Origin of the sequence: Desulfovibrio fairfieldensis (assembly GCF_001553605.1) — a bacterium.
In the GTDB taxonomy this organism is placed as follows: Bacteria; Desulfobacterota; Desulfovibrionia; order Desulfovibrionales; family Desulfovibrionaceae; genus Desulfovibrio; species Desulfovibrio fairfieldensis.
The window spans coordinates 1,780,219-1,803,893 of sequence record NZ_CP014229.1 but is presented as its reverse complement, the minus strand read 5'-3'; the positions used below and the strand labels follow the sequence as shown (position 1 = coordinate 1,803,893).

The window sequence follows — 23,675 nt, the reverse complement described above, 5'->3', positions numbered from 1 at the left end:
TCATGTCAGACGCCCAGTACGTTGCAGATGACGGTGATGGCGGCCGTGGCCACGATGATGCCCACAATGGAATGGACCACCGCCGTGGTGGTGGCCTGTCCCACGGCCTGGGCGCTGCGGCCGCAGCGCATGCCCTGGTAACAACCGGCCACGGCAATGACCACCCCGAAAACCGTACCGTAAACCAGGCCGATGAGCACATGCTTGAAGGGCACCATCTGGGTGGTGGCGTTGATGTATTCCATGGGATTGAGGTCCAGCATCATGACACCCACCAGATAGCCGCCCAGCACGCCCATGAGGTCGGCGTAGAGCGTCAGCAGGGGCACCATGGCCGTGAGCGCCAGTACGCGCGGCAGCACCAGAAAGTCCACGGGCGAGATGCCCAGAGTCGCCAGGGCGTCCACCTCTTCGTTGACCTGCATGGTGCCGATAAGCGCGGCGTAGGCCGCGCCCACCCGGCCCGACATGACCACGCCCACCATCACCGCGCCCATGACCCGCAGCATGCCGATGCCCACCAGGCCCGCCACATAGATCTGCGCGCCGAACTGGGTCAGCTGCACCGCGCCCACAAAGGCCAGGATCAGGCCGAAAAGCATGCTGGTGACGGAGATGATGGGCAGGGCCTGCACCCCGCATTCATACATGGCGGCCACGAAATCCTGGCTGCGCATCTTGGACCGGCCCAGAAAAAGCCGCCAGATGGAGAGCGTCACCTCGCCGCAAAAACTAAGAAAGTCCCCGACCGTGGGCGGCAGACTCAGGGCCGCGTCCCCCAGGCCGGACAAAAACGTCGCGTCGCTTTTTTTGCGGGCCGCGCCTTCCTGCGCGGGAACGGCGAAGGCCATGTGCAGCAGGCGTTCCAGTCCTTCGGGCAGAGCCAGATCCACATCCAGCTTGCGGGCGCGCGCGGCCTTGACCATCTGCACCAGAAAGACCAGCAGACTGGTGTCCCACCGGCCCAGACCATTTGCTTCCAGGCGCAATTCGCGCACGCGCTGGTCCGCAATGCCGGCCAGGGCAGCGTCGGCTTCCTCGGGCCACGGCTCTTCCATATTCCAGCGGCCGCCCACGCTTACGAGCCAGAGCGGCCCTTGAGCCGAAGCTGTCACTTGCGGACTTGTTTCCATCCCTATACTATACCCGCAGCATGTCTTCTCCGCAAGCGGCGACGCCGACCGGGCCGCGCAACCCTCAACCCCTACTGCCATGTCACTGAAAGAACGCCTGGGCCTAGCCTCTGATCCCATATTTCTGATGGACGGTTCCGCCTTCATTTATCGCGGCTTTTTCGCCAATAAAAATATGCAGCGCTCCGACGGTTTTCCCACCAACGCCCTGGTGGTGGTGACCCGCGTGCTGCTGCGCATCCTGCGCGAGGAGCGGCCCCGGCATTTCGTCTTCGTCAAAGACGGCAAGGGCAAAAATTTTCGCCACGATATCTTTCCGCTGTACAAGGCCAACCGCGACGCCATGCCCGAGGATCTGGCCCGGCAGATCGAGCCCATCCTGCGCATGGTGCATGCCCTGGGCCTCAAGCTGGAAGTCTCGGAGGGCTGCGAGGCCGATGACTGCATCGCCTCCCTGGCGGCCCGTTTTTCTTCCGAGCGCCCGGTGGTCATCGTCAGCGGCGACAAGGATCTGAAACAATGCCTGGGGCCCAACGTCTATATGTGGGATCCGGCGGCGCGCGAGGAAAAACTTCTCAACGAAGCCGAATTCCGGGCCGAGAGCGGGGTGAGCCCGGCCCAGTGGCCCGACGTGCAGGCCCTGGTGGGCGACGCCAGCGACAATATCCCCGGCGTGCCGGGCATCGGCCCCAAGACCGCGCGCCAGATTTTCGAGATCTGTCCCAGCCTGGAGGACATCCGGGATCATTTCGTCCTGCTGCCGCCCAAAATCCAGGACAAGATGCGCGGCCATCTGGAGGATATGTTCATCTGGCGGGAGCTGACCACCTTGTCGCTCAAGGCCTGCGAAAGCCTGACCCTGGACGACATGGCCGTGCGGCCGCTGAATGTGCCGGAATGCCGGGCTCTGGCCGAGGAATTCGAACTCTTTGCCCTGCGCCGGGAAATGGCATCGCTGCTGCGCCGCCAGAGCGATGAGGATGCGGCCGCGCCGCCGCGTCCGGGCGCGCGGACAGAGGATGCCGCGTCCGGAGCCGAGGGGGCCGCCGCGCAGAAAGCCGGTGCGCAAAGCGTTTCGTTCGCTGCGGCGTCATCCGGCGGCGTCTCGCGGTCCCAGACCCGCACGGGCGCGCAGATGAGCCTGCTGGATGCCGTTGAAGAACCTCTGGCCCCGGAACTCTCGGATGTCGCCGCCCTGCCGGACTGCGCGGGCCGCCATGTGGCCCTGATCTGGCCGCAGGGTCCCAAGCAGCCGCCGCATCTGGCCGTGGGCGATCCGCTGTCCGAGACGACGGAGCCTGCGGAATACTGCTGGACCGGGCGCATGGACATGCTCTGCGCCTGGCTGCAGTCGGCCCGGCGGCTGGTGGTGGCCGATCTCAAGGCCCTGCTGACCGCCGCGCCCTGTTGGCGCAATCTGCCTCTGGGCGAAACGCCGCCGCGCTGTTTCGACCTGGGCTTGGCCGCCTATCTGCTCAATCCCGAGGAAAGCGATTACGGCTGGCCCCGCTTGGCCGCGCGCTGGGGGGCGGCTCTGAAACCCGAGGGCGGGGGTCCGGCCCGGCTGGCTCTGGCCATGGCCGAAGCCCTGGAGGATCGTTTGGTCCGCGACGGGCTGCGCGAGCTTTACAATACGCTGGAACTGCCTCTTACCCCGGTGCTGGCCGAAATGGAAGGGCGCGGCGTGGCTATCGACGCCGCCGCGTTCCAGGCCTTTCTCTCCGACGTACAGCACGAGCTGGACCGCCTCACCGCCGAGGTCTACGCGGCGGCGGGAACGACCTTCAACATCCGTTCGGCCCAGCAGCTGGGCGATGTGCTCTTCAAGACCCTGAATCTGCCCTCGCCGCGCAAAACCAAGGGCGGGCAGGCTTCCACCAGCCAGCAGACTTTGGAAAAACTGGCCGGACGCCACGCTGTGGTGGACAGCATTCTGCAATTCCGCAAACTGGAGAAGATGCGCTCCACCTATCTGGACCCGCTGCCGCGCCTGGTGGACGGGCAGGGGCGCATCCATACCACCTTCAATCAGAAGGCCACGGCCACCGGGCGGCTGTCTTCCAGTAATCCCAACTTGCAGAATATTCCCGTGCGCGGCCCGCTGGGTAAGCGCATGCGGGCCTGCTTCATCGCCGGGCCGGGCCGTACCCTGGTTTCCGCCGACTATTCCCAGGTGGAACTGCGCGTGCTGGCCCATATGTCCCAGGACGCGGCCCTGCTGGACGCCTTCCGCCAGGGCGAGGACATTCACGCCCGCACCGCGGCCCTGATCTATGACCTGCAGGCCGGTGAGGTCAGCCCGGACCAGCGCCGCAATGCCAAGACCATCAATTTCGGCCTGATCTACGGCATGGGCGCGCAAAAGCTGGGCCAGGAACTCAAGATCAGCACCGCCGAGGCCAAGGAATTTATTACCCGCTATTTTGAACGGCTCACGGGCCTCAAGGCTTTTTACGAGAACGTGGAGGCCACGGCCAAACGCCAGGGCTACGTGACCACCCTGGGCGGCCGCCGCCGTCTGTTGCCCGACATTCTTTCGGCCAACGGCCAGGCCTTTGCCCTGGCCCGGCGGCAGGCCATTAATACGGTCATCCAGGGCTCGGCCGCGGACATCATCAAGCTGGCCATGCTGGCCGTGGCCCATGACGCGGAACTGCGGCGCATGGACGCCCGCCTTCTCTTGCAGGTGCATGACGAACTGTTGCTGGAAACGCCCGAAGCCACGGCCGAAGCGGCCGGTGCGCGGGTGGCCGCCCTGATGAGCTCGGTGGCTCCGGGCGGCGAGACGCTTTCCGTGCCTCTGGTGGTGGATTGGGGGGTGGGGCATGATTGGGGCACCGCCCACTAGGCAACCCGCGCAAAGCGGTTCTTTTGCCTTCCAGCTTCGTCAAACGGCGTTTTTTACTTCGGTCGAGTACGTTAGAGTACACTCCGCTCCGTAAAAAACTTGTTTTCCTCGCTGGAAGAACAAAATTCCCTGCTTTGCGTGGATTGCCCACGGCCTGCGAAGAAATCCGTCCCGTTTTTTTCTTGCCAAAAGACAAAATGCATCTTGGGAGAGGCAACGCCTGAAACAGCGCTTGGGAAAACATTTTTTGTAACTGTATGGAAACCGAGTTTCTTGCCCGTATCAACGCCCTGGCCCGCGTGCCGGAGCATTCTCTGCCGCTCATGCGGGCCATGTCGCGGGGTGCGCCCCTTCGTGTGGGGCCGTATCTTTTTTGGGCCGCCGAGGACTGGCTCATGGCCGTGGCCTATCCCCTGCGCGGCAAATACAGCCACACGGCCTTTGAGGCGGCCCTTGACGAAGCCCTGGAGAAAAGCGGGGCCGTGAGCTGCTGGGCCGTGGGCCCGGATCTGCCGCCGCGTCTGCATGCTCATATTGTCGATCGCGACCGCTACTATCTGCTTTCGGCGCGGGCCGAGCCCCCGGCCCGGCTGCGCGGCGTGTTGCGCCGCGCGGCTGCCGCGCTGCGGGTGGAGGAGGGCCGCGAGTTCACTCCGGCCCATCGGCGGCTCTGGGCGGAGTTTATGGGGCGCGCGGACCGGAAAGAGGCCAGGCCGCTGGCCCCGCATGTACGCGAACTGTACGCCCGCACTCCCGAGGCTCTGGCTGAAGCGGACGGCGCGCTGTGCCTGCTCAACGCCTGGGATCAGGAAGGTCGCCTTGCCGCCTGCCTGCTGCTGGACGACGCGCCGGAAAAATTCTGCTCCTATGTGCTCGGCGCGCATTCCCGCGCGCAGTATACGCCCCACGCGGCGGACCTGCTGTTCGCGGCCATGCTGGAAAAGACCCGCCGGGCGGGCAAGCGCTATGTGCACCTGGGCCTGGGCGTCAATGAAGGTATTTTGCGCTTCAAGCGCAAATGGGGCGGCAGGCCCTATCTGCCCTATGTCATGGCCGCCTGGGAGGAAAAAACGCGTGCCGCGCGCAACGATACGGCCCGCGCGTTGACCCTGGCCCTGCTGCGCGCCGCTGCCGCACCCTCGCCGTCACTGCCGTCGCCGGAGAACGCGCGGCCCGACCAGCGTCCCTTTGCCATGCTCTGGGAAGTGGAAAAAAACGGCAGAGTGTCCTGGCTTGGCGGCACGGCCCACTTCTTCTGCTATTCCTTTGAGACGTCCTTTATCCGCTTGTTTCGCAAGGTGGACAACGTGCTGTTTGAAGGCCCGCTGGACGAGGACGCCCTGGCCGCCGTGGACCAGGCGGGCAAACGGTTGCCGCCGGAGCACAAAGCGCTGCTGGAAATGCTCGCCGAGGAGGAAATCCGTCGCCTGGAACGGGTGGTGCGCGGCCCGGAGGGCCCGCTGGTCCGCTGGCTGGGCATGGAAGCCGCGCGCAAGGCGGACGTGCGCTGGCTGTTGCGCCATGCCCGGCCCTGGTGCGCCTTTTTCTCTCTCTGGACCGCCTTTCTGGAGCGGCAGGGCTGGTGCGGTTCCGTGGATATGGAGGCTTGGCGCATCGCCCACGATATGGGCAAGAACGTGATCGGCATGGAAAATCTGGAAGAACAGCTGGCCTCGCTGGAGTCGGTGCCCGTGGAGCGGGTGCTGCGTTTTTTCCGGGCCTGCGAAGGCTGGAAGGCCCAGTCCCGCCGGAACATGCGCGCCTATCTGGCCGGGGATCTTGAGCGGATGATGGGCTCCAGCGCGGAATTTCCCACCCGCACGGAATATGTGGTCAATGTCCGCGATCAACGCTTCCGGGAGCGCATGCGGCCGTATCTGGAAGAAGGCCGATGCGTGGTTTTCGTGGGCGCGGCTCATCTGGTCAATCTGCGCCGCATGCTGGCGGAAGACGGCTTCCGGGTGCGCCGTTGCCTGCCCGGCCTTGGGCACAAACTGCGCGCGCTTTGGCGCGGAGACGCGGAGGTGCGCTGGTGACGCCGTTCGGGGACGCAAAAAATCCGGCGCGCGGCCTGTACGGTGGGCTGTCCGGCGGCCTGGCCCGCGTGACGGCGCAGGCCGTGACGCCGGAACAGCTTCTGCCCTATGTAGGGGCCGTGTCCGGTCTGCGGCCCCGCCTGTTCGGCGACTGTGTGGGGCACACGGGCGAAGGCGAGGTGGTGCTTGTGGGCTACCCGCTGCATGACCCGCGCGATACGGCGGCCGTGGACGCGGCCGTGCGTGAAGCCTTGACCGTGCCCGATCTGTCCCGAATTACGGTTCTGGCCGCCGCGCGCCCGGCCGCCGCGCCGTCCGGGGCCGAGAGCCGGGAAGACGCCTACTGGTCCCTGCTTCTGCCTGTGCCCCCTGTGGGCCTGAAGCTGCGGAACATGCTGCGCCGGGCCGCGCGGGACATCACGGTGGAGCAGAGCGGCGGCCCGGACTGCTGGACAGCGGAGCACGCGGCCCTGGTGGAAGATTTCTGCCGCGCCCGTACTCTGGAGCCGGGCAGCGTGCATATTTTCCGGCATCTGGACGCGTATCTGGCCGCCGCGCCGCAGGCCCGTCTGTTTTCCGCCCGCTGCCGGGACGGCGGCTTGGCCGGATGTGCCATCGGCGATTACTCGTCCTTTTCCACCGCGTTTTACATGTTCGCCTTTCGCTGTCCGGACGCGCCGCCGGGCACGGCGGACGCGCTGCTGGCGGCCCTGGCGGCCGAAGCGGAAGCGCGCGGGCACGGCCTGCTCAATCTGGGCCTGGGCATTCATCCGGGCGTGGCCTTTTTCAAGAAAAAGTGGGGGGCAAGCCTTTTTCTGCCCTGTGTGGAAACCGGCTGGTCCGTGCGGGCGGCAAAAAAGAGCTGGCTGGCGCGCCTGCTGGGGCGCTGATTACGGAGGGCTTGTCATGATCGGGAATGATCCGTTGCGAAATCCGGCCTTCCGCGCGCCCGGTCTGGGCGAACGCCTGCGGGAATTGCTGCTGGGTGAGCGTCGTCCTCTGGACTGCGTGCAGGTGGAAGTGACCTCCTGCTGCGCCGGGCGCTGCGTCTATTGTCCGCATACCACTCAGGCCGCCTTCTGGCGGTCGCGCCACATGCCGGATGTTGTTTTCGCGGCCCTTTGGCCCTTGCTGCGCCGCTCTGGCCGGGCGCATCTCCAGGGCTGGGGGGAACCCCTGCTGCACCCGCGCTTTTTTGATTTCGCGGCCCTGGCCCGCAAGGCGGGCTGTCAGGTGTCCAGCACCTCCTGCGGCCTATGCATGGATGCGGACCTGGCCGCGCGCATTGTGCAAAGCGGCATGGACATGCTGGCTTTTTCTCTGGCGGGCACGGACGCGGCCTCTAATGCGGCGCGGTCCGGCGTGCCCTTTGAGCGGGTCTGCGAGGCCGTCCGCCTGGTCCGGGCCGCTCAGCATGCTTCGGACGCGCGGAAGGAGACGGCCCTGGAAGTCCATCTGGCCTATCTGCTGCTGGCCGACAGAATAGACGCCGCGGCCGGGCTGCCCCGGCTGATGGCCGAATTGGACGTGCGCACGGCAGTGATCAGTACGCTGGACTATATCGCCGCGCCGGAACAGGCCGCCCTGGCCTTCGCGCCGGAAGAGACGGACAAGATCGCCCGCGCCCGTGCCGTGCTGGAGCGCGCCGCCGCGCAGGCGGCGGAGGACGGGAGGGAAATCCATTACGCCCTGCCGGGCCCCCGGCCTTTGGCGGACGCCGGAGGATGTCGCGAAAACGTGGCCCGCAGCCTGTACGTGGATGCCGACGGCGCGCTTTCGCCCTGCGTCTATCTCAATGTGCCCGCTGACCGGGACGAGCCGCACCGCCGGGTCTTCGGCAACGTTCTTGACGACGATCCCTGGGCGGTGTGGAACAGCGAAGCGTTCGGCGGGTTCCGCGCAGCGCTGGCGCACAATGCGCCGGACGCCTGCTGTCTGGCCTGTCCCAAGCGTTTTGAGGTTTAAGACGCCCCGTCACGGGCTGCCGCCGTCTTTTGCACGGCCAGCCAGCGCGCGTATTCGTTCCGATAGCTGAAATCGCGGGACGGATGATGGCACTGCCAGATCAGAGGATGCGGATGGGCGGCGTAGACGTAGAGCTGCAGGGAGGCTTCCAGCGTGGTCAGTCCTTCCTGAGGCAGCCAGCCGTTCTTCAGCAAAGCCTGGCCCCAGACAATGAGATAATCAGGCGCAAGGATATCCAGAAGGGCGGAAAAGGCCTCCCGGCCCCGGCGGATGTCCTCCGGCGTGTGCCCGTCGCCGGGATTGGTCTTGATCCTTTGAAAAAAGACGGCATAGGCCAGCTTCTGCCAACAGTGTTCCGGCGCGCCGTATTCCCGGCCGCCAAGCATGGCTTCAATATTGCGGACGTAGCGGATCCAGTGGTCGCCCTTCATGCCCTTGGCGCTCTCGTCCAAAGCGGTGCGCACCACGGAACGGACGAAGCTCCGGTTCTGCCCCGCCGGGGCCGGGCCGTGCGCCGCTTCGCCCAGCATGGCGATCCGTGGCGCGGCAACGCCGTATTCCGGGCCTATATAAGGAAGAAAATGGAGCGCGGACTGCGCCTGCAGGCGCGCTTCCATGCTTTTCAGTGTGGTCATGGCGAAACTCCTTCCCCTCCATATAAGTCCCGGCTGGGAAGGAGCAACGGCGCAAAAGGGAATCGCGTCAGAAACCGGCGGGCCGCTGTTGGCGCAGAATAATCCGTAGGGTGTCTGCCTCCGGTCCGGTCCGCCCCTGAAGGGCCTGCTCCAGACGAGAGCGCACCACGGCATGGCGCGGTGCCAGTTCGTAGAGCGAGGCGGCCGCCGCCGCGCAGACCGGAAAAGACGCTTCGTTCTGGCGCCCCCCGGCATTGAGCCGGGCATAGCGCAGGGCGGCATCGATGATGGCGTCCAGATAACCGACCTTGCCCGAAGCCAGAAAGGCCGCCCAGTACATCTGCAGAACTGATTTTTCGGCATAGATGTCCCAGCGGGCCAGCGACGCGGGGCTGCTTTGGATCTGGGCCAGCAGCGGGGCGTCATCCGGGCTGAGCAGTTCGCCCAGCAGGGCCGTTTCGTCGGGCAGCCCGGCCAGATGCGCCACCCAGGCCAGGGTACGCCTGCCGTCTTGGCTCAGACCGTCTTGCGGCGGCAGAAGCAAGGGGCGCGCGGACGGGTCGTCGCGCAGCACCTCGGCCAGGAAAGCGGCCACCATCAGCCGTTTTTCACCCTGAGCCAGGACGCCCTGGCCGTCAAAAGAACGCAGAATGCCGGGCAGCACTTCGGGGCGTTTGTTCTGGTAGTAAAATTCCATATCCCGCGCATACAGGGGCAGGCTTTTGGAAACGGAGAGGGCGTCCGCCGGGCGGGGCGACAGAAGGCAGAGCGCGGCCAGAAGAAACGCCGCCAACGGCGGAAGCAAAGGGCGGGTGGTTCTGTTCATGACTGCCATGGTGGAGTGAATATCTTGGAGCAATTTTACTTTGAAATTGCTCTAACGCCGCACATGGTGCGGCGCGCCGCGAAGACCGGCCCGACGGGCGGCCCGTAGGGCCGTGCCTGTAGCCCAAAGGGCGTACAGGCATCGAGAGCAACGCGGCGTGGATTCCGGCGAAGCGACCGAAGGCAGCCCGAAGGGCTGTCCACGTTGGCGACAACGGAGCCATACGGGGATCGCCAGCAACGATAGCCGCGTTTTTCGCCGGAATGCCAACTTTGAAAGTTGTAAAATTTCAAAGTTAATCTGCTCTAGTCAAAGTCGGCTAGCAGCGCGCCCAGATGCAGGCATTCCAGCGGGCTTTCACAAAGTTTGGCCTTGAGCCGGGCCTGGGCCTCCTGCAAATGCGGCGAGGAAACGCCGTTGCGGATGGAACTGTGCGCCTCCAGAAAGGCGGCCAGCCAGTCGCAGATCTTGAGCATCTGGCCGTCCTTGGGGTCCAGGGCGTCGGCGTTGCAACTACGCTGAAGGGTCTCAAAACCATCCACTTTGATGATATTGCCGCCCTCCCGGTGGCATTCCTGAAATTCCGAGCCTACGCCCAGGCCCAGATAGTAGGAAATCCGTTCCACCAGGGGCGCGAAGCCCTCGTCGCGCAGGGGACGGAAGATGCGCCGCTCCAGTTCCGCTTCCTCGTATTCTTTGAGGATCAGGGGCAGGCTGGCCACGGACTGCTTGACCGGGGAAATGATGTCGCGGGTCAACAGTTCGGGCAGGTCGTGGAACAGGCCGCAGAAGAAATTGTTGTTGGCTCTGGCCGTGCAGGCGTCCACCGAAAGGCTGAAGAAGTAGGCGAAAGTCGCCACAATAAACATGTGCCCGAGCACCGAAGTGGCCGGAATGCGCGGAGCCTGCGTCCAGCGGATCTGGAAGCGCAGCTGCCCGCAGAGATTGGCAAAACGGGCCAGGGCTGTGTTGGGCGTGAGGATGGCCTCCATTCCCTCCAGATCACGGAAGGTATCCAGACGCTCCACAAAGGAGTCGTCGATCTCGTCCATTTCATCGTCAAAACCGTTGAGCGGCTTGATGAGATGGAATTCCCATTGCGAGGCATAGAGATGGGCCGCGGTGAGGATGCGCCGGGCCGGCCCGCTCTCGTCGCCCGTGAGGTGCCAGGCGCGCATCCGCTCCCAGAAATTTCCCAGCGGGGAGAGCACCGGCTCAAGCCGGGCCAGCACATGTTCGGTGAGCTGGCGGAAGTGGGCGGGATTTTCCTTGATTTTGTAAAAGACCGGCGGCTTGATGTCCGTGATGATCAGGCGATAGAAATAGTCGAACAGACCGCCTTCAATGATGTCGCGCGCCAGGGTCAGACGTTGCCCGTCCGGCAGCGTGCGGGAATTTTCATGCCAGAGCACGCAGGCCAGCAGCATTTTATGGGCCTGCTTGTCGATTTCCAGCAGTTCCGCGGGGCGCAGCTTGTCGTTCCAGCGCAACAGGTACGCGCCGGAAAAGATCAGTTGCAGCAGGCTCTTGCGAATGACCGGCATACGGTATCCTCAATAAAGACGCGCACGGCGGCGGGGCGTGGTGCGGGCCGCCGCCGTGGGTCTTAAAAAGTAATGGCGAAAGTATAGGGGCATGTGCTACAAAGCTCAAGCGTTGCGAAGCCGACGGAAAATCGTTGTCAGGCACGGATAGCGCTTGACACGTCCCGGCCTTTGGCGTATCAAATCGACCTTTGCAGTGATCCTGCCGCCACCCCCCGTTAGACGGCGCGACGCTGGACGAATTTTTTTCAGCCTGACGGCTGCCGTATATTTTTTGCTGCTTATTCCAGCAGACCCTGAGGAGTTCATTCTGATGAAGACGTTCAGCCCTACCCCCAAAGACATCGACCGCCAGTGGTTTGTGGTTGATGCCCAGGATCAGGTTCTTGGCCGTCTGGCCAGCCAGATTGCCCATCGCCTGCGCGGCAAGCACAAGCCTGAGTTCGCCCCGCATATGGATAACGGGGATTTCATCGTGGTGGTCAACTGTGAAAAGATCAAGGTGACCGGCGCGAAAATGACCGACAAGAAATACTACCGGCACTCCGGCTGGGTGGGTGGCCTCAAGACCACGACCTTGGGCGATGTGCTGGCCGACAAGCCTTCGCGTGTTCTGACGGCCGCCGTGCGCGGCATGCTGCCCAAGAACCGCTTGGGCCGCGCCATATTGAAGAAACTCAAGGTTTATGCCGGGCCCGAGCATCCGCACATGGCCCAGAATCCCCAGCCGCTGACCCTGCCTTACTAAGGAGTGCACGCCATGAGCGAGAAATTTGAATACGGCACCGGACGCCGCAAGACCGCCACGGCCCGTACCCGCATTTATGCCGGTTCGGGCGGCATCACGGTTAACGGGCGCTCCTTTGAGGAGTATTTCCCCCGCAAGACCCTGCAGATGATCATCCGCCAGCCCCTGGTGCTGGCCAAGCTGGCTGAAAAGCTGGACGTGCGCGTCAATGTGGCCGGCGGCGGCGTGACCGGTCAGGCCGAGGCCGTGCGCCACGGCATTTCCCGCGCCCTTCTGCTTGTGGACCCGGCTCTGCGCCCTGTGCTCAAGAAGGCCGGTTTCCTGACCCGCGACGCCCGCAAGAAGGAACGTAAAAAGTACGGTCTGCGCGCGGCCCGCGCCCGGTACCAGTATTCCAAGCGTTAATCCGCCTTTTATTCCGGAAATCCCTCCTGCCGGGGATTTCCGGAATATATCTGCGCGACAAGCGGGCCGTCCCATGCGGCCCGCTTTTTTTGTAGTTATTGTCCCGCGCGAGGAACCATGATGCCCGGCCATTCCCAAGCATCCGGACCCTATCCGGCACCGGAAGGATCGCCTGTTACGCCTTCCCCCATCGACTACGCCTACACCCACGCCGAAACCCTGGCGACCACCGGCTATTTCTCCTGCGAACCGCCGTCCTCCCTAAGTCTGGAGGCGGCCCTGGAACGGCTGGAGGCAACACCCTTGGACGACTTTCTGCACCAGCATCTTCTGCGGGTTCTGAGTAAGAAAAGTCCGGGCGAGCTGCGTTCTCTGGCCGCAACCTGCTATGACGCCGCCGCCGATGTTTTCATCAGACCCGCCCTGGCCGGTCTGCTGCTGGAATGCGCCTTGCTGCTGCCCGCCTGCCGGGAAGTGTGCAATGGCTTTCCCGCCGACGCCGCCGCGCGGCTGGCTCCGGCCAGCCCGACAGTCTACCTGCGGGCCGCGCTTCAATCCGACCGGGAGGCCGCCGCGGCCTGGAGTGCTATGTTCCGCGCCAATATCTGCGGCCATCATCCGCTTCCCCGGCCGGACGAGGCGGACATCCCCCCGCTGTTTTGCCCGCGAGAACTGACGGCAAGAGCCGAGGGACTCGCGTCGCGCGCCGACATCCTGGCCCGGGAGCATGCCCGCCGGAAAGCCGAAGACTGGGAGCCTCGGGAACGGCCTCCGGCCAAGGAAACTTTTTTGCGCGCCCTGGACGCCCTGATGGAGGCGGGCTTCATCGCCGGACCGGAAATGCGGCATGAAGCCTCGCTTTCGCCCATTGCCCTGCTGCGCTCCTGGCAGGTGGACATCAGCGTGCGCAACAGCCGTCTGAACCACAGTCTGCGCGGCCAGGCCACGGCCTATGGCCGGGGGCTTTCGCTGGCCCAGGCCCGCGCCTCTTACGCCATGGAAATCGTGGAGCGGGCCAGCGCCTACGTCAGCGTGGGACCGGGCCAAGCCGGGATTGGCGGCGAAGTGCTGGACCGCAAGCTGCCCCTGTTGTTGATCAAAGCCCGTTATGCGGACCTCAAGGCGCAGGGAAGGGCAGTGCTTGATCCCGGACTGTTGCCTCTGGAGGCATCTTGTCCGGACGCGCCCCTGTACTGGCTGACGGCCCGTGCCGTGGACGGCGCGGAAGTGCTGGTCCCGGCCCAGGCCGTTTTTCTGTTCTGCAATCTGGACGAGCCGGGCCTCTTTCTGGCCGGGGGCTCCACGGGACTGGCCTCGGGCAACAGCCTGGACGAGGCCAAGGTGGCGGCGATCACGGAGATTCTGGAACGGGACGCCGAGGCCACCACGCCCTTCAGCCGGGCGCGCTGTTTTACCCTCAGAAGCCGCGACCAGCGCATTCAGAGCCTTTTGGAAGACTATGCCGCGCGCGGCATCCGCGTGCAGTTTCAGGACCTCACCACGGAACTGGGCCTGCCCGTATACCAGTGTTTCGTCACGGCTCTTGACGGTACCGTGGCGCGGGCCACCGGCGCCAATCTGAACGGCGCGCGCGCGGCCCTGGCCGCCCTGACCGAAACGCCCTGGCCCTATGTCTGGGCGCGTCCGGCCCCTTTCGGCAAAGCATCCGGGCCCGGCCTGGCGGCGTTGCCCGAGCGCGTGTTGGAAGATCTGCCGGATTACAGCCTGCCGTCGGCCGAGGCCAATCTGCGCTTGCTGGAAAGCGTGCTGGCCGGGCACGGCAAAAGCCCGCTCTATGTGGATCTGACCCGGACGGATCTGAACCTGCCCGTGGTCCGCGTTCTGATTCCGGGTCTGGAGCTTACCGCGGAATGGGACAGTTTTTCGCGGCCGAGCCTCCGGCTTTTTGCGCGTTATGCGGCCATGTATAAATAACGCGCTGATATCTCCGCTTTTTTTGTGAATTGCGACAAGAGGCCAAGTGGTCTATACTTGTTGTTACATACCTGTCACAGCGGCGGGAGGACTGCCGTTGCGGGCCGCTGAAACGGCCCGTGCAGGACTGTCGTGTCGTAAACCGCACAACCTGGAGGGTTAGGATGAAACTGGGCAAACATCTTGCGGTGCTGGCCGCGCTGACGCTTTCGCTGGGTTTTGGCGCGCAGGCCCCGTCCGCCGCGGACAAGGATCCCATTAAAATCGGCGTGTATCTGCCGCTGACCGGGCAGAACGCCTTCGGCGGCCAGCTGGAGCTGGAAGGCGTGCGCCTGGCCCAGAAGGAAATGCCCACGGTTCTGGACCGTCCCGTGGAGCTTGTGGTGGTGGACAACAAGTCCGACAAGGTGGAAGCGGCCAATGCCGTGAAACGCCTGGTGGAACGCGACAAGGTCGTAGCCCTTATCGGTACCTACGGTTCCTCCCTGGCCATGGCCGGCGCTGAAGTGGCCGAAAAGGCCAAGGTGCCCGGCGTGGGCACCTCCTGCACCAATCCTCTGGTGACCCAGGGCAAGAAATACTATTTCCGCGCCTGCTTCATCGACCCCTATCAGGGCGCTGCCGCGGCCACTTATGCCTATGAAAACCTGGGCCTCAAAAAGGCCGCTGTGCTTATGGACATGACCAACGACTATGCCGTGGGTCTCTCCAGCTTCTTCACCCGCTCCTTCAAGAAGCTGGGCGGCGAAGTGGTGGCAAACCTCAAGTACAGCTCCGGCGACCAGGACTTCACGGCCCAGCTCACCGAGCTGATCGCCAAAAAGCCCGACATCGTCTTTATGCCCGCCTACTTCGCCGAAGGCGCCATCATCATGAAGCAGGCCCGCGAACTGGGCGCCACCTTCCGCCTGATGGGCGCTGACGCCATGGACAATCCCGACACCGTCAAGCTGGGCGGCAAGGCCGCGGAAGGCTTTTTGCACACCACCTTCCCCTATGATTCCAAGATGACCAACATGAGCCCCGAGGCCAAGCGCTTCACCGAGGCCTGGAAAAAGGCCTATCCCGACAAGGAAACCAACGTGAACGGCGCTCTGGGCTACAACTGCTACTTCCTGATCGTGGACGCCATCAAGCGCGCCAATTCGGCCGACCCCCAGGCCATTGCCAAGGCCCTGGCCGAAACCAAGGATCTGCCCACCGCTCTGGGCAAACTCTCCATCAACAAGACCCACGATGCCGAAATGCCTGTGGGCATCATCGAATACAAGAATGGGCAGCGCGTCTATGTGGGCGAAGTGACGCCCAAGTAAACGGTTGCAGTATCTCGGCCCCGCGGCGGCTTGCCGCCGCGGGGCCGCTGTCGTCTCTTTTTCCGCTGTGATCGCCGTTGACCCGAAGCCGGACCGCCAGTGTCCGGGCTTCGCGGCACGGCTGCGCCCAGAGGTGGCCCATGAGCCTTGAGATGTTTTTGCAGCACTGTTTCAATGCCCTGACCCTGGGCTCGCTCTATGCGCTGATCGCCATCGGCTATACCATGGTCTACGGCATCCTGCGCCTGATCAACTTCGCCCACGGCGACATCCTGATGGTGGGCGCGTATTTCGTCTTTTTCGGCACCTTCGCCTTCGGCTGGCCCTGGGGCGTGGCCGCCATCATGTCCATTGCCGGGGCGAGCCTGCTGGGCGTGATCATTGAGCGGGTGGCCTACCGGCCTTTGCGCGACGCTCCGCGCATTTCGGCTCTGATCAGCGCCATTGCGGTATCCTTTTTCATAGAAAGCCTCGCCGTGGTGGTCTTTACCGGACAGCCCAGGCCCGTGCTCCAGCCGGAGTGGCTGGTTTCGGAATGGCAGGTGGGCGGCCTGCGCATCCTGCGCCTGACGGCCTTCGTGCCGACCATGACCGCCGTGCTGGTGGGCATACTGCTCTACATCGTCTACCGCACCAAGCCTGGCCTGGCCATGCGGGCTATTTCCAAGGATATTGAGACCACGCGTCTGCTGGGCGTGCGGGTGGACAACATCATTGCCTTCACCTTCTGCATCGGCTCGGCCCTGGCTGCGGCCTCGGGCATCATGTGGGCCCTGCGGTATCCGCAGGTGCATCCCTACATGGGCATCATGCCCGGCCTGAAAGCCTTTATCGCGGCGGTGTTCGGCGGCATCGGCTCCATCCAGGGCGCGGTGATCGGCGGCGTGGCCTTGGGCTTTGTGGAAATCATGACCGTGGCTTTCATGCCCGAGCTTTCCGGATACCGCGACGCCTTCGCCTTTGTGCTGCTGGTGCTGGTTCTGCTGATCAAACCCACGGGCCTGCTGGGCGAACGCATGGAGGAGAAAATCTGATGCGCCTGAACCGCAGCACCCTCCTGAACATCGTGGCCATGTTCCTGCTGGGCTGTGTGCTCTGGCAGGCGGAAAGCTTTCTGGGCGACTACCAGATCTACATCGCCAAGCTGATCTTCATCAATATCATCCTGGCTCTTTCCCTGAACCTGATTTACGGTTTCACGGGCCTGTTTTCCCTGGGGCAGGCGGGCTTCATCGCCGTGGGGGCCTATGTCTCGGCACTGTGTATCCTGCCGCCCGAGCAGAAAGAAATGATGTGGATTCTGGAGCCCATCATCTGGCCTTTCTCCGAATTGTTCACTCCCTTCTGGACTTCCGTGCTGGCCGGCGGCTTTGTCGCCATGATTTTCGCCTTTTTCATCGCCGTGCCCGTGCTGCGCCTGGGCGACGACTATCTGGGCATCGCCACCCTGGGCTTTGCTGAAATCATCCGCGTGCTCATCGTCAACGCCACGGCCGTGACCAACGGCTCCCTGGGCATCAAGGGCATACCGAGCCACGCCACTCTGCTGGCCTGTTACGGCTGGACGCTGTTTACTCTTATTGTCCTGGCGCGTCTGGTCTTCAGCAATTTCGGCAACGTGCTGCGCTGCATCCGCGACAATGAAATCGCGGCCAGCGTCATGGGCATCAACGTCTTTCGCTACAAGGTGCTTTCCTTCTGCATCGGGGCCTTTTTCGCGGGCGTGGGCGGCGCGCTGCTGGGCAGCCATCTTTCCACCATCGACCCGAAGATGTTCAACTTTCTGCTGACCTTCAACGTGCTCATGTTCGTGGTGGCCGGCGGCCTGGGCTCCCTGACCGGCAGCATTCTGGGCGCCACGGTGATCACCATCCTGCTGGAATGGCTGCGGGCCATCGAGGAACCCATGAATCTGGGCTTCATCGAGCTGCCGGGCATTCCGGGCATGCGCATGGTGGTCTTTTCACTGGTGCTGCTGGCGATCATTCTCTATCGGCGCGAGGGCATCATGGGCACGCGCGAGCTGACCTGGACGAGAATTTTCGCCTTCCTGAGGAGGCATAAGGCATGAGCGGCTTTGTATTGCCCACGCCGCCCGATTATGAGGGCGCGCTGCTGCTGGCCCGCGACGTGACCATGCGCTTCGGCGGGGTGACGGCGGTGAGCGAGCTGACCCTGGCCGTCCCCCAGGGGGCCATCGCGGGGATCATCGGCCCCAACGGCGCCGGTAAAACCACGGTATTCAACGTGCTGAGCGGCTTCTACACGCCGCAGGAAGGCGACGTGATTTTCGCGGGCAAGAGCATCAAGGGGCGCAAACCCTATGATATCTGTCGCCTGGGCATGGCCCGCACTTTCCAGAACATCCGGCTTTCGCGCCAGATGACCGTGCTGGAAAACATCATGGTGGGTTGTCATGTGCGCCGCCATTGCCCCTGGTGGATGGCTCCCCTGGGCCTGCCCCGTTTCTACCGGGAAGAGGCGGAGATCGCCCGCAAGGGGCGGCTGCTGGCCGAGCGCGTGAATCTGGGCGACCAACTGGACGAAAAGGCGGGCAGCCTGCCTTACGGGGCCCAGCGCCGCCTGGAAATCGCCCGCGCCCTGGCCACCGAGCCGCGCCTTTTGCTCCTGGACGAACCGGCGGCGGGCATGAACCCTCAGGAAAGCCTGGATCTGATGCACTTCATCGGGCACATCCGGGACGAATTCAATCTGACGATTCTACTCATTGAACACGACATGAAGGTTGTCATGGGCGTGTGCCAGTATATCTGGGTGATGGAGTACGGCGCGCTGATCGCCCAGGGCGATCCCGAATCCGTACGCAACAATCCTGTGGTCATCCGCGCCTACCTGGGTGAGGATGTGGTGGTGCAACATGCTTGAAATACGTGATCTCCATGTGCGTTACGGCGGCATCCAGGCCGTGCAGGGCGTCAGCCTTTCCATCCCGCGCGGCAGCATCGTGACCCTGATCGGGGCCAACGGCGCGGGCAAAAGCAGCATCATCCGTTCCATCGCCGGTCTGAACAAGACCATCAGCGGCGAAATTCTTTTTACCCGGCATGAGGGCGAGGAGCCGGTGTCCCTGATGGGCCTGAAGCCCGAGGGCATGGTGCGCAAGGGTATTTCCCTTTCGCCCGAGGGCCGCCGCATCCTGCCGCATTTGAGCGTGGAGGAAAATCTCTATCTGGGCGCATATTCCCGCAAGGAAAAGGACGAGATCGCGGCGGACCTGGAATGGGTTTACACCCTTTTCCCGCGCCTCAAGGAGCGCAGCTGGCAGAAGGGAGGCACCCTGTCCGGCGGCGAGCAGCAGATGCTGGCCGTGGGCCGGGCGCTCATGAGTCGTCCGGACCTGCTCATGCTCGACGAGCCCTCGCTGGGCCTTGCGCCCTTGCTGGTGCGTGAAATTTTTGAAATCATCAAACGGATCAACGCGGAAGGCAAAACCGTGCTCCTGGTGGAGCAGAACGCCTTTGCCGCGCTTTCCGTGGCCCATTACGCCTATATTCTGGAAGTGGGCCGGGTTGTGCTGGAAGGTCCGGGCCGGGAACTGCTGGAAAATCCCAAAGTCAAGGAAGCCTATCTGGGCGGCTGATGCGTGGGCGGCCAGAGCATTTCAAGTCTTGACTGTTCTAGGGGCTGTTTCTAAATTAGGATTTTCATTCTCTGCCAAGGGCGCTAGCCGTTACCGCGCCGGCGGCTTGCTTGAGCCGTTCACGGCGAAGCAGTGTTACGGATCACAAGGTTTGCCTACGGCTAAAGCTCCTTTATGCCGGGAGCGGCGGATACGGAGAATATCCATGAAAGATTTCTGCACCTGCGCGAACAAAGCCTGCCCTCTGCATCCTTCCAGGCATGATAAGGGCTGTTCTCCCTGTATTGAAAAGAATTTGCGTCTTCGGGAAATTCCCAATTGTTTTGTGAAGCTGGTCAAAGAGGATGTGGATCTCAACGCATCCTACACGCTTGAAACATTCGCGGATGTGATCAGGCAAAGCAAACAAAATGCCTGAGGCGGCTCTTGGACGGCCTCTTGAAAATATGCCGCCCATCCCGCATCATGGTCATATCTTCATACATCACAGGAGCTGATCGGCATGGCTGAGAAAAAATACCGGCTTGTGACCCGCAGCGATTTCGACGGCCTTGTCTGCGCCGTTCTGTTAAAAGAAATGGACATGCTGGACAGCATCAAATTCGTTCATCCCAAGGATATGCAGGACGGCAAGGTGGAGATCACCGAAAACGACATCACCACCAATCTGCCGTACAATTCCAAGGCTCATCTGGTCTTCGACCACCACCTCTCGGAAACCCTGCGCCTGGGCGGCGCGCGGCCCGAGAATTACGTCATCGATCCCGAAGCTCCCTCGGCGGCCAGGGTCGTCTACGAATATTTCGGCGGACGGGAGCGCTTTGTGGGCATCCCGCAGGAAATGATGCGCGCCGTGGACCAGGCCGACTCCGCCCGGTATTCCAGAGAGGACATCCTTGCGCCGGAGGGCTGGACCCTGCTCAACTATATCATGGACCCGCGCACGGGCCTGGGGCGCTTCCGCCAATTCCGGATCAGCAACTACGAGCTGATGATGGAGCTTATCGAGCATTGCCGCACCAATCTCATTGAGGATATCCTGCAATTGCCGGACGTGAAGGAACGGACGGAGCTCTATTTTGAGCAGCAGCCCAAGGCCGCGGAGCAGATCAAACGCTGTTCCTCGGTGCACGGCAAACTGGTGGTGCTGGATCTGCGCGATGAGGATGTCATCTGGTGCACCAACCGTTTCATGATTTACGCGCTTTTCCCGCAGTGCAACATTTCCATGCATGTGCTCTGGGGCCTGAAAAAGCAGAACACGGTCTTTGCCGTGGGCAAATCCATTCTGGACCGGTCCAGCACGGTCAATATCGGTCAGGTCATGCTGGCCCACGGCGGGGGCGGGCATCTGGCCGCCGGAACCTGCCAGGTGCCCAACGAGCGGGCCGAGGAAGTGCTGCGCGAACTTGTGCCCGCCTTGCAGGGCTGAGCCGGAAAACCTCGGGTGTCCCGGCCTTTTGCCGGAATCCGCTGTTTTTTCCCCGCTTGCCTTGAGCGGCGGCAAAAACTACTATTCCCGGATGGAATGCGTCATGCCTTCCATCCGGTTTTGTTTTTACAGCCGGAGCAGACGCCCGCGCCCAGGCGCAAGAAAGCGCCCGGAGGCGGCGCAGCCGTGCCGTTGGCCCCAAATACGGGTATCGACAGCAGCGATAAACTATTTTTTAGCGTTGCTGTCGGCATCCGTAAGGCTCGGAGACTTGCCAACGGTTGCCGCTTCCACGGCACGCGGGCTGCGTAAAATTTGAAATATTACATAGTTCAAACGCAACATGCTGTAATGAGCGACCCTCCGGAAAAAATCCGCATCATGCGGAGACAGCCGGAAGACTTGAAACCAGTTTTCAGGAGTTTTCATGCGACATAGTATCTCCTTTCTGACAGCGGCGCTGTTCTGCGCGGCCGCCGTCCTGCTTTCCATCGGTCAGGCCTTTGCCGCCGGGCGCGCAGCCGCTGCCTCTTCCGTTTCGGCGAACGAGGTGCTGACCCGGCTGCCCAACGGGCTCACCGTCTATATTCTCAAGGACACGCGTTTCCCCCTGGTCTGCACCCGCCTGTACGTGCGCACGGGCTCGGCCAATGAAGAACCGCGCCATGCGGGCATCAGCCATGTACTTGAGCATATGGTCTTCAAGGGCACGGAGCACCGGCCCAAAGGCCAGGTGGCCCGCGAGGTGGAGGCCCTGGGCGGTTATCTCAACGCGGCCACCAGCTTTGACAAAACCTGGTATCTGACCGACATGCCCGCCGCGCACTGGCGCACCGGCATGGACGTGGTCAAGGATATGGCTTTCCAGGCCCGGCTCGATCCCAAGGAACTGGAAGCCGAGAAAAACGTGGTCATTTCCGAGCTCCAGCGCGGCGAGGATTCGCCCATGCGCAAGCTCTATGAAAACCTTCAGGTGGCCGGGCTCAAAAATACGCCTTACGGCCGTCCGATTATCGGCTATGTGGACACCATCAAGGCCATTACCGCCCAGGATCTGCGCGACTATGTCAAGCGCTGGTACCAGCCGCAGAACATGATGCTGCTGGTGGCGGGCGACATTGAGCCCGACGCGGTGCTGGCCTATGCCCAGAAGATTTTCGGCGGCCTGAAGAACGGCGGCGACCTGCCCGTGCCCCAGCCGCTGGACCTGTCCGGCGCGGCGGGTGGTCCGCGCGTGGAAGTGAGCCGGGGACCCTGGAATAAGGTTTATCTGGGCATTTCCCTTCCCGCGCCCGGTCTACGCGACCTGCGCGCCGTGGATCTGGACGTGCTGAGCTATCTGCTCGGCGGCGACGGCACCTCGACCTTCTACCGCAAGTACAAGTATGAAAAGCAACTGGTGGACGGCATCAGCGTGGACAATATGAGTCTGGCCCGCGCGGGCCTGTTGACCATCACCGCCCAGCTGGACGCCGACAAGCTGGAACCTTTTTGGCAGGAGCTGACCAGGGATCTGGCCGGATTGACGGCCAAGGACTTCAGCGCCGACGCCGTGCGCCGGGCCAAGTTCAATCTGGAGGACAGCATGGACCGGGCCGGGGAAACCCTCAACGGTCTGGCATCCTGGAAGGGAACCATCCAGTTTGATCTGGGCGGGGAGCAGGGGGAGCGCAACATGCGTTTCGCTCAGCGCAATGTGGATGAAAATCAGTTGCAGAATGCCGTCAGCCAGTGGCTCGTGCCGGAACGGGCGCGGGTGCGCGTGCTGGCACCGGAAGGCGCGGCCCTGCCCGATCTGGAAGCCGTGCTGCGGAAGAACTGGCCCGCCGCTGCGCATGCGCAAAGCGTGGCGGCGGCAGCTGTGGCCGCCGGAAAGCGCGAGGTGGTTCAACTGGGCCAGGGCCGCACCCTGATCATGATCCCCGACGCCACGGTGCCCTATATTTCCCTGGACCTGATGCTGCCCGGCGGCAACGCACTGCTCAAGCCCGAACAGCAGGGCTTGGCGGATCTGACCGCCCGCCTGCTCACCGACGGCAGCGGCAATCTGGATGCCCAGGGCGTGGAGCGCTATTTCGCGGAACGCGCGGCCTCCATTGCCGCCAAGGCGGGTCTGCAGACCTTCGGCATCTCCCTGACCGGGCCCTCGCGCTTCAACGCGGAGTATTTCAGCGCGCTGGGCGATGTGCTTGCCAAGCCGCGTTTCGAAACCAAGGAACTGCGCCGTGAGGTGGATAACATGAAATCCGCCATCCGCCAGCGCTCGGACAATCCTCTGGCTTATATGTTCTCCAAGCTGAATCCCTTCCTCTATCCCGGCGGACAGCCCTATGGTTTTGACGGCCTGGGCACGCCCCGGAGCCTGGACGGCTTTGACCGCAAAGACGTGCAGGCTTTCTGGGCCCGTCAGTCCGGCCAGCCGTGGGTGCTTTCCGTGGCAGGCAGCTTTGACCGCGAGGCCGTGCTGGCCTTCGCCCAGGGCCTGCCCGCGCCGGAAGGGGAAGGCCTGGCCGTGGCCGCGCCCGACTGGGGCAAGGACAGAGCGCTCAGCCTGAATCTGCCGGGCCGTAATCAGGCCCATCTCCTGCAGATCTTCAAAACCGTGCCGCCCACCCATCCGGACGCGCCTGCCCTGATGCTGCTGCAATCCGTGCTTTCGGGCCAGAGCGGCCTGCTGTTTGCCAGCCTGCGCGACGAGCAGGGCCTGGGCTATACCGTAACCGCCTTCAACCGCAGCATGCCGGAGACGGGCTTCATGGCCTTTTACATCGGCACCACGCCGGACAAGCTGGAGCAGGCCCGGCGGGGCTTTGCCGGGATCATTGCCGAAATCAAGGCCAAGCCGCTGCCCAAGGCCCTGTTGGCCGCCGGAAGCAACCGCCTGCTGGGCGAATACCTGCGCGAGAGGCAGAGCCTGGCGGACCGCGCCGGTGAGGCGGCCACGGACGCCGTGCTGCACTATCCCCAGGATTTCCAGAAGCAGTTGCTGGACAAGGCCGCTACGCTGGCCCCGGCCGATTTGCAGGCCGTGGCCCGCAAGTATCTGGAACCGGCCAATGCCTATGAGGTAACCCTGCTGCCGTAGGAGCCGCTCCCAACGTGCTTTCATTCTCTCCTGCGCGAGGCCCGTTCCATGCGAAGTTCGAATATGCTTTACCATGCGTCCTGCGCCGGAATTCGCTTTCTTGGGCAGGGAATGAAACTTCCAACCTAGAGCTATTTCACTTTGAAATTGCTCTGGCGGCTGCGTAAGC

The 23,675-nt window shown here is 63.3% G+C and carries 20 protein-coding genes; 15 read left to right on the top strand and 5 right to left on the bottom strand.

The window, feature by feature from the left end; genetic code table 11:
- Positions 1–5: 5 nt before the first annotated feature.
- Positions 6–1,133 (bottom strand): MlaE family ABC transporter permease, encoded by a 1,128-nt coding sequence (locus AXF13_RS07685; RefSeq protein WP_008684961.1) that lies wholly within the window; start codon positions 1,131–1,133, stop codon positions 6–8.
- A gap of 79 nt (positions 1,134–1,212) precedes the next feature.
- On the opposite strand from AXF13_RS07685, the gene polA reads away from it, so the two are divergent.
- The 4 genes from polA to AXF13_RS07665 all read left to right on the top strand — a co-directional run bounded on the left by polA (position 1,213) and on the right by AXF13_RS07665 (position 7,982).
- Positions 1,213–3,981 (top strand): DNA polymerase I, encoded by a 2,769-nt coding sequence (gene polA, locus AXF13_RS07680; RefSeq protein WP_062252303.1) that lies wholly within the window; start codon positions 1,213–1,215, stop codon positions 3,979–3,981.
- A 257-nt stretch (positions 3,982–4,238) separates the two neighbouring features.
- Positions 4,239–6,017 (top strand): TraB/GumN family protein, encoded by a 1,779-nt coding sequence (locus tag AXF13_RS07675; protein WP_062252301.1) that lies wholly within the window; start codon positions 4,239–4,241, stop codon positions 6,015–6,017.
- Positions 6,014–6,907 (top strand): GNAT family N-acetyltransferase, encoded by an 894-nt coding sequence (locus AXF13_RS07670; protein ID WP_062252299.1) that lies wholly within the window; start codon positions 6,014–6,016, stop codon positions 6,905–6,907. Before AXF13_RS07675 ends, AXF13_RS07670 begins: the two co-directional genes overlap by 4 nt.
- Positions 6,908–6,923: 16 nt before the next feature.
- The gene (locus AXF13_RS07665; protein ID WP_062252297.1) at positions 6,924–7,982 is read left to right on the top strand and encodes a radical SAM protein; all 1,059 of its coding nucleotides are present in this window, start codon (positions 6,924–6,926) and stop codon (positions 7,980–7,982) included.
- Here the strand turns inward: AXF13_RS07665 and AXF13_RS07660 are convergent.
- From AXF13_RS07660 to AXF13_RS07650, 3 genes are all read right to left on the bottom strand, one after another.
- Positions 7,979–8,617: a uracil-DNA glycosylase family protein gene (locus AXF13_RS07660; protein ID WP_062252295.1), complete on the bottom strand. Its 639-nt coding sequence runs from the start codon at positions 8,615–8,617 to the stop codon at positions 7,979–7,981. The genes AXF13_RS07665 and AXF13_RS07660 overlap by 4 nt on opposite strands.
- Before the next feature lie 67 nt (positions 8,618–8,684).
- Positions 8,685–9,443 carry a translation initiation factor 2 gene (locus tag AXF13_RS07655; RefSeq protein WP_223300003.1) on the bottom strand — a complete coding sequence of 253 codons (759 nt, stop codon included), beginning with the start codon at positions 9,441–9,443 and terminating at the stop codon, positions 8,685–8,687.
- A gap of 305 nt (positions 9,444–9,748) precedes the next feature.
- Positions 9,749–10,987, bottom strand: a complete 1,239-nt coding sequence (locus AXF13_RS07650; protein ID WP_009302342.1) for an HD domain-containing protein — start codon at positions 10,985–10,987, stop codon at positions 9,749–9,751.
- Between the two features lie 313 nt (positions 10,988–11,300).
- Here AXF13_RS07650 and rplM point away from each other — a divergent pair, with 313 nt between their 5' ends.
- The 10 genes from rplM (at position 11,301) to AXF13_RS07600 (ending at position 20,421) form a co-directional block, all read left to right on the top strand.
- Positions 11,301–11,735, top strand: a complete 435-nt coding sequence (rplM, locus tag AXF13_RS07645; RefSeq protein ID WP_008684945.1) for a 50S ribosomal protein L13 — start codon at positions 11,301–11,303, stop codon at positions 11,733–11,735.
- 12 nt (positions 11,736–11,747) lie between these two features.
- The gene (gene rpsI, locus AXF13_RS07640; protein WP_008684943.1) at positions 11,748–12,140 is read left to right on the top strand and encodes a 30S ribosomal protein S9; all 393 of its coding nucleotides are present in this window, start codon (positions 11,748–11,750) and stop codon (positions 12,138–12,140) included.
- A 120-nt stretch (positions 12,141–12,260) separates the two neighbouring features.
- Positions 12,261–14,075 carry a YcaO-like family protein gene (locus tag AXF13_RS07635; protein WP_062252291.1) on the top strand — a complete coding sequence of 605 codons (1,815 nt, stop codon included), beginning with the start codon at positions 12,261–12,263 and terminating at the stop codon, positions 14,073–14,075.
- 164 nt (positions 14,076–14,239) lie between these two features.
- Positions 14,240–15,388 carry an ABC transporter substrate-binding protein gene (locus AXF13_RS07630; RefSeq protein ID WP_062252290.1) on the top strand — a complete coding sequence of 383 codons (1,149 nt, stop codon included), beginning with the start codon at positions 14,240–14,242 and terminating at the stop codon, positions 15,386–15,388.
- A 140-nt stretch (positions 15,389–15,528) separates the two neighbouring features.
- The gene (locus tag AXF13_RS07625) at positions 15,529–16,422 is read left to right on the top strand and encodes a branched-chain amino acid ABC transporter permease (protein ID WP_008684938.1); all 894 of its coding nucleotides are present in this window, start codon (positions 15,529–15,531) and stop codon (positions 16,420–16,422) included.
- On the top strand, positions 16,422–17,459 hold the full coding sequence (locus AXF13_RS07620; RefSeq protein ID WP_009302346.1) for a branched-chain amino acid ABC transporter permease: 1,038 nt from the start codon (positions 16,422–16,424) through the stop codon (positions 17,457–17,459). The genes AXF13_RS07625 and AXF13_RS07620 overlap by 1 nt, the downstream gene beginning before the upstream one ends.
- On the top strand, positions 17,456–18,274 hold the full coding sequence (locus AXF13_RS07615; RefSeq protein WP_062252288.1) for an ABC transporter ATP-binding protein: 819 nt from the start codon (positions 17,456–17,458) through the stop codon (positions 18,272–18,274). Before AXF13_RS07620 ends, AXF13_RS07615 begins: the two co-directional genes overlap by 4 nt.
- Complete coding sequence (locus AXF13_RS07610) at positions 18,267–18,989, top strand: ABC transporter ATP-binding protein (protein ID WP_008684931.1); 723 nt, start codon at positions 18,267–18,269, stop codon at positions 18,987–18,989. Before AXF13_RS07615 ends, AXF13_RS07610 begins: the two co-directional genes overlap by 8 nt.
- 205 nt (positions 18,990–19,194) lie before the next feature.
- Positions 19,195–19,407 carry a DUF6485 family protein gene (locus AXF13_RS07605; protein ID WP_008684929.1) on the top strand — a complete coding sequence of 71 codons (213 nt, stop codon included), beginning with the start codon at positions 19,195–19,197 and terminating at the stop codon, positions 19,405–19,407.
- 84 nt (positions 19,408–19,491) lie between these two features.
- A complete protein-coding gene (locus tag AXF13_RS07600) occupies positions 19,492–20,421 on the top strand; it encodes a hypothetical protein (RefSeq protein WP_062252286.1) in 930 nt (309 codons plus the stop codon).
- 228 nt (positions 20,422–20,649) lie between these two features.
- Here the strand turns inward: AXF13_RS07600 and AXF13_RS07595 are convergent, their stop codons facing one another.
- Positions 20,650–20,850, bottom strand: coding sequence for a hypothetical protein (locus AXF13_RS07595; RefSeq protein ID WP_062252284.1), 201 nt, complete (start codon positions 20,848–20,850; stop codon positions 20,650–20,652).
- Between AXF13_RS07595 and AXF13_RS07590 the strand changes: the two genes are divergently transcribed.
- A complete protein-coding gene (locus AXF13_RS07590; RefSeq protein ID WP_083521999.1) occupies positions 20,849–23,506 on the top strand; it encodes a M16 family metallopeptidase in 2,658 nt (885 codons plus the stop codon). The genes AXF13_RS07595 and AXF13_RS07590 overlap by 2 nt on opposite strands.
- Positions 23,507–23,675 lie beyond the last annotated feature (169 nt).